This is a genomic window from Paracoccus sphaerophysae (assembly GCF_000763805.1).
Lineage (GTDB): Bacteria > Pseudomonadota > Alphaproteobacteria > Rhodobacterales > Rhodobacteraceae > Paracoccus > Paracoccus sphaerophysae.
The window spans coordinates 1-8,106 of record NZ_JRKS01000095.1 but is presented as its reverse complement, the minus strand read 5'-3'; the positions used below and the strand labels follow the sequence as shown (position 1 = coordinate 8,106).

Annotated in this window: 7 protein-coding genes, 1 tRNA gene and 1 pseudogene; 4 read left to right on the top strand and 5 right to left on the bottom strand. The window is 69.4% G+C overall.

What is annotated here, in order from left to right; all coding sequences use genetic code 11:
• Nucleotides 1–199: 199 nt before the first annotated feature.
• Together IC63_RS15850 and IC63_RS15845 are read right to left on the bottom strand one after the other, a co-directional pair.
• A tRNA-Ser gene (locus IC63_RS15850) sits at nt 200–289 on the bottom strand.
• Between the two features lie 60 nt (nt 290–349).
• Complete coding sequence (locus tag IC63_RS15845; RefSeq protein WP_036722271.1) at nt 350–1,489, bottom strand: aminotransferase class V-fold PLP-dependent enzyme; 1,140 nt, start codon at nt 1,487–1,489, stop codon at nt 350–352.
• Nucleotides 1,490–1,650: 161 nt separating this feature from the next.
• On the opposite strand from IC63_RS15845, the gene IC63_RS15840 reads away from it, so the two are divergent.
• The 4 genes from IC63_RS15840 (at nt 1,651) to IC63_RS15825 (ending at nt 5,116) form a co-directional block, all read left to right on the top strand.
• Nucleotides 1,651–2,346 carry a type 1 glutamine amidotransferase gene (locus IC63_RS15840; protein ID WP_036722268.1) on the top strand — a complete coding sequence of 232 codons (696 nt, stop codon included), beginning with the start codon at nt 1,651–1,653 and terminating at the stop codon, nt 2,344–2,346.
• Nucleotides 2,346–2,978, top strand: coding sequence for an FMN-binding negative transcriptional regulator (locus IC63_RS15835; RefSeq protein WP_036722266.1), 633 nt, complete (start codon nt 2,346–2,348; stop codon nt 2,976–2,978). The genes IC63_RS15840 and IC63_RS15835 overlap by 1 nt, the downstream gene beginning before the upstream one ends.
• Nucleotides 2,979–3,006: 28 nt before the next feature.
• Entirely contained in the window at nt 3,007–4,362 is a 1,356-nt protein-coding gene (locus tag IC63_RS15830; protein ID WP_036722263.1) for a glutamine synthetase family protein, read from the top strand.
• A 94-nt stretch (nt 4,363–4,456) separates the two neighbouring features.
• Nucleotides 4,457–5,116, top strand: coding sequence for an SDR family NAD(P)-dependent oxidoreductase (locus IC63_RS15825; protein WP_036722261.1), 660 nt, complete (start codon nt 4,457–4,459; stop codon nt 5,114–5,116).
• A 69-nt stretch (nt 5,117–5,185) separates the two neighbouring features.
• On the opposite strand, the gene IC63_RS15820 is transcribed toward IC63_RS15825, so the two are convergent.
• The 3 genes and pseudogenes from IC63_RS15820 to IC63_RS18570 all read right to left on the bottom strand — a co-directional run.
• A complete protein-coding gene (locus tag IC63_RS15820; protein WP_036722259.1) occupies nt 5,186–6,697 on the bottom strand; it encodes a carboxypeptidase M32 in 1,512 nt (503 codons plus the stop codon).
• Nucleotides 6,694–7,839, bottom strand: coding sequence for a heme A synthase (gene ctaA / locus IC63_RS15815; RefSeq protein WP_036722256.1), 1,146 nt, complete (start codon nt 7,837–7,839; stop codon nt 6,694–6,696). Before ctaA ends, IC63_RS15820 begins: the two co-directional genes overlap by 4 nt.
• Before the next feature lie 52 nt (nt 7,840–7,891).
• A pseudogene (locus IC63_RS18570) lies at nt 7,892–8,106 on the bottom strand (RNA methyltransferase); the annotation flags it as partial.

Genomic DNA, 8,106 nt, shown 5'->3' with positions numbered 1-8,106 from the left:
GCGTCGTTGTAGCTGGACCAGTTCGTCGTGCGGTAGCGGGCGGGAGAAGGCTTGCTCATGCCCCCAGCCTAACCGACTGGATTCCCGCCGTGAATCCTCCGCGGGCGGACTTCTGCAACAACGCCGAGGCAAAGCCCTTTGACAACACGACTATTTCCGCGCCGCGACGGGCGCTTGTCCGTGTTCACAACAGGTATGATGGCGGAGGCGGTGGGATTCGAACCCACGGTGGAGTTCCCCCCACGTCGGTTTTCAAGACCGGTGCATTAAACCACTCTGCCACGCCTCCTGCGGGTGCGACTGCCTAGCGCGGCCGCGGCCTTCGATCAAGCCACGAGAGGCCGCTGGCCTACACCACCTTGTCCAGCACGGCCGTCACTCGCGCCACGGTCGCCTCCACGTTGCGCAGTTTGTCGAGGCCGAACAGGCCCAGGCGGAAGGTGCGGAAGTCGGCGCCCTCGCCCACCTGCAGCGGCACGCCAGCGGCGATCTGCATGCCTTCCGCCAGAAACTTGCGGCCATTCTGGATCTCGGCGTCGTCGGTGTAGCTGACCACGACGCCGGGCGCGGCAAAGCCCTCGGCCGCGACCGACCGGAAGCCGCGGGCGGCCAGTTCGGCGCGAACCTTGCAGCCCAGGTCCCATTGCGCCGCCTTGGCGGCCGCGAACCCCATCTCGCGGGTTTCCACCATCGCGTCGCGCAGGGTCAGCAGCGCGTCCGTCGGCAGCGTCGCGTGATAGGCGTGGCCGCCATCCTCATAGGCCTTCATGATCGCGCGCCACTTCTTGAGGTCCAGCGCAAAGCTGTCCGAGGTGGTGGCCTCCAGCCGCTCCAGCCCGCGAGCGGAGAACATGACCAGCCCCGCGGCGGGCGGCGCGCTCCATCCCTTTTGCGGGGCCGAGATCAGCACGTCCACGCCGGTCTCGCCCATGTCGACCCAGATCGCGCCCGAGGCGATGCAGTCCAGCACCATCAAGGCGCCCACCTCGTGCGCGGCATCGGCCAGCGCGCGGATATAGGCGTCGGGCAGGATCATTCCGGCCGAGGTTTCCACATGTGGGGCAAAGACGACCCCGGGGCGAGAGGCGCGGATCTCGGCCACCACGTCCTCGATCGGCGGGGGGGCGAAGGCTGGCTGGGGCTCGTTGCCGGCGGGACGCGCCATCTCGACCCCGGCGGCGCCGTCGAACTGGCCGGCGTCGTGGATCTGGGACCAGCGAAAGCTGAACCAGCCGTTGCGGACGATCAGTGCGTTGGCGTCGCGGGCGAACTGGCGGGCGACGGCCTCCATCGCGTAGGTGCCGCCGCCGGGGACGATGGCGATCGCCTCGGCGCCATAGACCTCGCGCGCGATGTCCGAGATGTCGCGCATCACCTGCTGGAACTTCTGCGACATGTGGTTGAGGCTGCGATCGGTGAAGACCACCGAGAATTCCAGCAGGCCGTCGGGGTCGACCACGCTGTGGCCGTCGGGGCGCAAACCGTCCATCAATCGCTCTCCTGTCGTTTGCGGGCAGACTAGCCGGATTGGCCGCACGCCGCCAGCACGCGCCTGGGGTGGAAAGGCCCCAAGGCGCCCGCCGGTTCCCCCCTTGCGGCACCCCCCGGGGCGCGACTACCTTGGCGGGACGTCACCTTACGGGGCCAACGATGCGGATCGGCATCCTGAAATGCGGGCAATCGCCCGAGGTCACGCGCGACGCGCATGGCGATTACGACGACATGTTCGTCAAGCTCCTGGCCGGGCGGGGCCTGGATTTCGACAGCTACCACGTCGAGGCGATGCAGTTTCCCGCCAGCGTTCACGACGCGGATGGCTGGCTGATCTCCGGGTCGCGCCACGGGGTGTACGAGGACCACGCCTTCATCCCCCCGCTGGAGGATTTCATCCGCCGCGCGCATGCCGCGTCGGTGCCGATCGTCGGCATCTGCTTTGGCCACCAGATCGTGGCCCAGGCCCTGGGCGGCAAGGTCGAGAAGTTCGGCGGCGGCTGGGCGGTCGGTCCGCAGACCTATGATTTCTCGGGCCAGCCGGTGACCATGAACGCGTGGCATCAGGACCAGGTCGTGGAACGCCCCGACGGCGCGGAAGTGGTGGCGGCCAACGGGTTCTGCGAAAACGCCGCGCTGGTCTATGGCGACCGTGCCTTTACCGTGCAGGCCCACCCGGAATTCAGCGACGCGTTCATCGACGGGCTGATCGAACATCGCGGCGGATCGGTCCCCGAGCCGCTGATTGCCGCCGCCCGCGACCGCCGCGGGACGGCCGACGCGACCAGCGTCGCCGACCGGATCGAGGCGTTCTTTCGCAAGCCCCGCGCGGTGACGGGACAAAGCGCCGCCTGATGTATGTGCCGCCAGCCTTTCGGGAAGACCGGCCGCAGGCGATCCATGCGCTGATCGAGGCGCATCCCCTTGCGCTGCTGGTGTCCACCGGCGAGGACGGCCCGACCGCCAATCCGGTGCCGATGCTGCTGGATCCCTCGGCCGACGTGCTGCGCTGTCACCTGGCGCGCGCCAACGGCCAGATCGGCGAGTTGCGCGCCGCCCAGGCGGCCGGGCGCGAGGTGCTGGCCGTGTTCCAGGGGCCGCAGGCCTACATCTCTCCGGGGTGGTACGCCTCCAAGGCGGAACATGGCCGGGTCGTGCCGACGTGGAACTATCTGATCGTGCAGGTGCGCGGCGTGCCGCGCGTGATTGACGACGCCGACTGGCTGCGCGGCCAGGTCGGCGCGCTGACCGACCGCCACGAAGCCGGCCTCGCCGACCCCTGGTCGGTGGGGGACGCGCCGGATGGCTTTGTCGCCGCGCAGCTGCGCGGCATCGTCGGGCTGGAACTGCCGCTGACCCGGGTGACCGGCAAGTGGAAGGCCAGCCAGAACCGCCCGGCTGCCGACCGCGCCGGGGTCATCGCCGGCCTGGAGGCCGCCGGCGACGCGATGGCCGCGCGCATCCCGGCCCCCGAGCAATCCCAGTGAAAGCCGGCAGTCCCGGCGGAAAGTCCCCATGTCAGACTGGCTGACCCAGCTGCCCGCCGCCGCGCGGAACTATGTCGAAGGCCGCCGCCTGGACGAGGTGGAATGCATCGTCTCGGACATCGCGGGCGTGGCCCGCGGCAAGGCGATGCCGGCGTCGAAATTCGCCCGCCAGGAAAGCTTCTACCTGCCCAACTCGATCTTCCTGCAGACCATCACCGGGGAATGGGCCGATAACCCCTCGGGCGCGTTCACCGAGCCGGACATGATCCTGGTGCCGGATTTCGACACCGCGACCGCCGCGCCCTGGACGGCGGACGTGACGCTGCAGGTGATCCACGACGCCTTCGACCAGCAAGGCAACCCGGTCGCCGCAGCGCCGCGCAACGTGCTGCGGCGGGTGGTCCAGCTTTATGCCGACAAGGGCTGGAAGCCGCTGGTTGCGCCGGAGATGGAATTCTTCCTCGTCGCGCGCAACATAGACCCGAACCAGCCGATCCAGCCGCCGATGGGCCGGTCGGGGCGCCGGGCTGCCGCGAAACAGGCCTATTCGCTGTCCGCGGTCGATGAGTATGGCCGGGTCATCGACGACATCTACGACTTCGCCGAGGCACAGGGCTTCGAGATCGACGGCATCCTGCAGGAAGGCGGCGCGGGCCAGGTGGAAATCAACCTCGCCCACGGCGACCCGGTGCGGCTGGCCGACGAGATCTTCTTCTTCAAGCGCCTGATCCGCGAGGCGGCGCTGCGCCACGACTGTTTCGCGACCTTCATGGCCAAGCCGATCGAGGGCGAGCCGGGATCGGCCATGCATATCCACCATTCCGTCGTGGACGCCGCCACCGGCCGCAACATCTTTTCCGACGACAAGGGCCGCGAGACGCCGGAATTCCTGCATTTCATCGCCGGGATGCAGAACCACCTTCCGGCGGCGGTCGCGCTGCTGGCGCCCTATGTGAACAGCTATCGCCGCTATGTCCCGGACTTTGCGGCGCCGATCAACCTCGAATGGGGCCGCGACAACCGCACCACCGGGCTGCGGGTGCCGATCTCGGGGCCCGAGGCGCGGCGGCTGGAAAACCGGCTGGCCGGGATGGACTGCAACCCGTACCTGGGCATCGCGGCCTCGCTCGCCACCGGATATCTGGGGCTGATGCAGGCGGAAAACCCGCGCCCCGAATGCCTGGGCGACGCCTACATGTCCGAGGACGAGTTGCCGACCAACCTGGGCGACGCGCTGGACGAGATGGTGGCGAGCGAGCAGATGCGCGAGGTGCTGGGGACCGAGTTCGTGGCCGTCTATGAATCGGTCAAGCGCAACGAATACAAGGAATTCCTGCAGGTCATCAGCCCGTGGGAACGCGAACACCTGCTGCTGAACGTCTGATGCCCCGAAGGCTTGTCCCGCCCGCGGCGTTTCGTCCTGCGGGGCCGCGAGGTTCCCGCTTGCGGTGCTGCGCGGCGGGTGGCAAGTGGCGGGCATGAGCCAGACAGACACGACACTCGCCATCGTCACCGGCGCCTCGCGCGGCCTCGGCGCTGCCATCGCGGAACGGCTGGGGGGGCGGGGCTACCACGTGCTCGCCGTCGCCCGCACCACCGGCGGGCTCGAGGAACTGGACGACCGCATCCGCGCAGTCGGCGGCGAGGCGACGCTGGCGCCGATGGACGTGGCCCAGCCCGAGGCGATGATCCAGCTGACCCGCGCCGTGCTGGACCGTTGGGGCGGCTGCGACCTGTGGGTGCATACGGCGATCCACGCCGCCCCCCTCTCCCCTGCTCCGCATGTCGATCCGCGCGACATGGAAAAGTCGGTCGCCGTCAACGTCGCTGCGACCTACGGGCTGATCGCGCTGTTCGAGCCGCTGCTGCGCGCCCGGGGCGGCACCGCGCTGTTCCTGGACGACCCGCGCGGCGGGCAGCCGTTCTTCGGCGCCTACGGCGCGACCAAGGCCGCGCAGATTGCGCTGGCGCGCAGCTGGCAGACGGAAACCCAGCGCATCGGGCCGCGCGTCCACATCGCCACGCCGCAGCCGATGCCGACCGCGATCCGGGCCCGGTTCTATCCGGGCGAGGATCGCGCTGCCCTGACGCCGTGCGCCCACGAGGCGCGCCGGATCCTGGGCGAGCTGGGGCTTTAGGGCTGCGAGGCTGCTCTCGCCGGACCGTTCCGGCGCCTCCGGCGGGGATATTTCGGCAAAGAAGAAGCGTTACAGCCCGTAGATCGCGCCGAACTTTTCTTCCAGGTAGGTCAGCAGCGGCTCGGGCGAGACGGGGGCGCCGGTCGCCTGCTCGATCAGCGGGCGGGGCTCGTACAGCCCGCCGTGGCGCTGCAGGTTCTCGCGCAACCATTCGACGCCGGGATCGGCCTCGCCGCGGGCCAGCGATTCGTCCAGTTCCGGCACCGCGGCGCGCATCGCCTGGTTCAGGCAGCCGGCATAGACGTTCCCCAGCGCATAGGTCGGGAAATAGCCGAATAGCCCGACCGACCAGTGCACGTCCTGCAGCATCCCGTTCGCCGGACGGTCCACGGCCACGCCGAAGTCCTTGAGGAAGCGGGCGTTCCACGCCTCGGGCAGGTCGTCGACCGCCAGCCGGCCGGCGATCAGGTCGCGTTCCAGGTCAAAGCGCATCATGATGTGCAGGTTGTACTGCACCTCGTCGGCCTCGGTGCGGATATAGCCCGGCACGACGCGGTTCACGCTGCGATAGAAGGCGTCCGGGTCGTCGATCGACAGCCCCCCCATCATGTCGGACATGCGCTGGTGCAGCCAGCCGGCAAAGGCCCGGCCGCGGCCCATCTGGTTTTCATAGATGCGCGACTGGCTTTCATGCACCCCCATCGAAACGCCGCGCCCCAGCGGGGTAAAGGCGTGGTCGGGGTCGATCCCCAGCTCATAGCTGGAATGGCCGACCTCGTGGATGGTCGAATAGATGCAGTTGAACGGATCGGCCTCGACCACCCGGGTCGAGATGCGGCTGTCCTGCCAGCGCCCCGAGGAAAACGGATGCACCGCCATGTCCATTCGGCCGCGGTTCCAGTCATAGCCGAAGGCCGTGGCGCAGGCCCGCGCCAGCCGCAGCTGCATCTCCTGCGGGAACCGGCCTTCCAGCGCCGCGGGCTGGTCGGGGGCGCCGAGGATATCCTCGCGCAGCGCCACCAGCCGGGGGCGCATGGTGTCGAACAGGGCCGCCAGCTCGGCCTGGGTGGCGCCGGGTTCGTAATCGTCCAGCAGCGCGTCATAGAGATCGCCGCCGCCAAAGCCCGCCGCGACCAGCGCGTTGGCCTCGTCCTGCTTGAGCACCACGACGTGATCGAGCGTAGGCAGGAAGTCCTGCGGCGCGTCATTCGCCCGCGCCGCCGCCCAGATCCCCTGCGCGAGGCTGGTCTGGCGCGCGATCTCGGTCGCCAGGTCGGCGGGGATGGCGCTGGCGCGGGCGAAATCGCGGGCGATCAGCGCGAGGATGCGTTCCTCGCGCGGGGTTTCCGGGTCGGCGGCGTCCAGCCATTCGCCGATGCGCGGATCGGTGCGGCGCTCGTGCAGCACCGCCTCCATCGCGGCGAGCTCCTCGGATCGCTGCTCGGCGGCGCCGCGGGGCATCATGGTTTCCTGGTCCCAGACCAGCCGTTCCGACACCGACGACAGCGCCTCGGTCTGGCGCTGGAATTCCATCAGGTCGGCCATCGCCGCGTTGGGGCCAAAGCTGGTATCGGCAGTCATCGGATGGTCCCCCGGACGCTGGTTTCATAGGGATAGCGGGCGTGATGGCGGGCGCGGATGATCAGCACGAACAGCGCCACCGCGCCCAGCTGGTGGGCCAGCGCCTCGGCCAGGGGGGCGCCGTGCATGACGGTGACGATCCCCAGCACGACCTGGAAGGCGACGGCCGCGATCATCACAGTGAAGGCGCCACGGGTCACCGGGTGCGGCGAGCGGCGGGCGCGCAGCCAGACGACGACGGCGAAGACCGCCAGCAGATAGCCGACCATGCGGTGGGTGAACTGCACGGTGGCTGCGTTTTCAAAGAAGTTGCGCCATCCTAGGGCGGGGTCCCAGATCGCCGCCGGGATCCACTCGCCGCCCATCCGGGGCCAGCCGGTATATTGCCGCCCGGCGTCGATGCCGGCAACCAGCGCGCCCAGCAGGATCTGCACGAAGGCGAGATGCATGAGGCCGGTCGACATGGAAAACAGCTTTGGCTCGCCGGCGCGCCGGGCGCGCAGCAGGGCGGCCTTGGTGCGCGACAGCTGCAGGCAGTACCAGGCGATCAGCCCGAGGATGGCGAAGGCCAGCCCCAGGTGCACCGCCAGCCGATAGGACGCGACCGATGTCATCCCGGCCACCAGCCCGGAACTGACCATCCACCAGCCGATCACGCCCTGCAGCCCACCCAGCAGGCCCAGCGTCAGCAGCCGCGGCGTCCAGCCCGGCGGGATGCGGCGGGTCAGCCAGAATACCAGGAACCCGCCCGCCCAGACCAGCCCGACGGCGCGGCCCAGCAGGCGGTGCGCCCATTCCCACCAGTAGATGCGCTTGAACCCGGCCAGGTCCATCGTCGGGTTGTCGGCCTGAAACTGCGGGATCTGCTGGTATTTCTGGAACTCGGCCGTCCAGGCGGCGTCGCCCTGCGGCGGCAGCACGCCGGTCACCGGCTTCCATTCGGTGATCGACAGGCCGGACCCGGTCAGGCGCGTCGCCCCGCCCACCGCGATCATCGCGGCGACCATCACGAACAGGACGATCAGCCATGCCCGGATCGCCCCGCGGGCGCCGCGCGGGGCGCTGTCGATCAGGTTTCCGGCCGGAACCGGGGCGGAGGACGCCGGCGCGGACACCTCCTGAAAGATCGGGCGCTTGGCCATGATTGTCCCTTGCATGAATCGGCGCGGACATTGGCCGCGGGGGACGGAAAGGTCAATCTCGCCGCGAGTCGCGGTTCTGCGCCGCCCAGGCCATCTGCCGGATCACGCCGTGAAAGATCTGCACGTCGGCCCGGGTCAGCGGCAGCCGCGCCCACAGGTTGCGCAGGGTCAGCCGCATCGAGGCTGCCTTGTCCGGCGGAAAGAAGAACCGCGCCGCCTCGAGCCGCTGCTCCCAGTGATCGGCCAGCTTCTCGATCTCGATCCGGG

Excerpts from the sequence above, each read along its gene's own strand:
- IC63_RS15835 (WP_036722266.1), top strand. The coding sequence starts at position 2,346 with ATGTATGTGCCGCCAGCCTTTCGGGAAGACCGGCCGCAGGCGATCCAT.
- IC63_RS15820 (WP_036722259.1), bottom strand. The coding sequence starts at position 6,697 with ATGACTGCCGATACCAGCTTTGGCCCCAACGCGGCGATGGCCGACCTG.
- IC63_RS15845 (WP_036722271.1), bottom strand. The coding sequence starts at position 1,489 with ATGGACGGTTTGCGCCCCGACGGCCACAGCGTGGTCGACCCCGACGGC.
- IC63_RS15840 (WP_036722268.1), top strand. The coding sequence starts at position 1,651 with ATGCGGATCGGCATCCTGAAATGCGGGCAATCGCCCGAGGTCACGCGC.
- IC63_RS15830 (WP_036722263.1), top strand. The coding sequence starts at position 3,007 with ATGTCAGACTGGCTGACCCAGCTGCCCGCCGCCGCGCGGAACTATGTC.
- IC63_RS15825 (WP_036722261.1), top strand. The coding sequence starts at position 4,457 with ATGAGCCAGACAGACACGACACTCGCCATCGTCACCGGCGCCTCGCGC.
- ctaA (WP_036722256.1), bottom strand. The coding sequence starts at position 7,839 with ATGGCCAAGCGCCCGATCTTTCAGGAGGTGTCCGCGCCGGCGTCCTCC.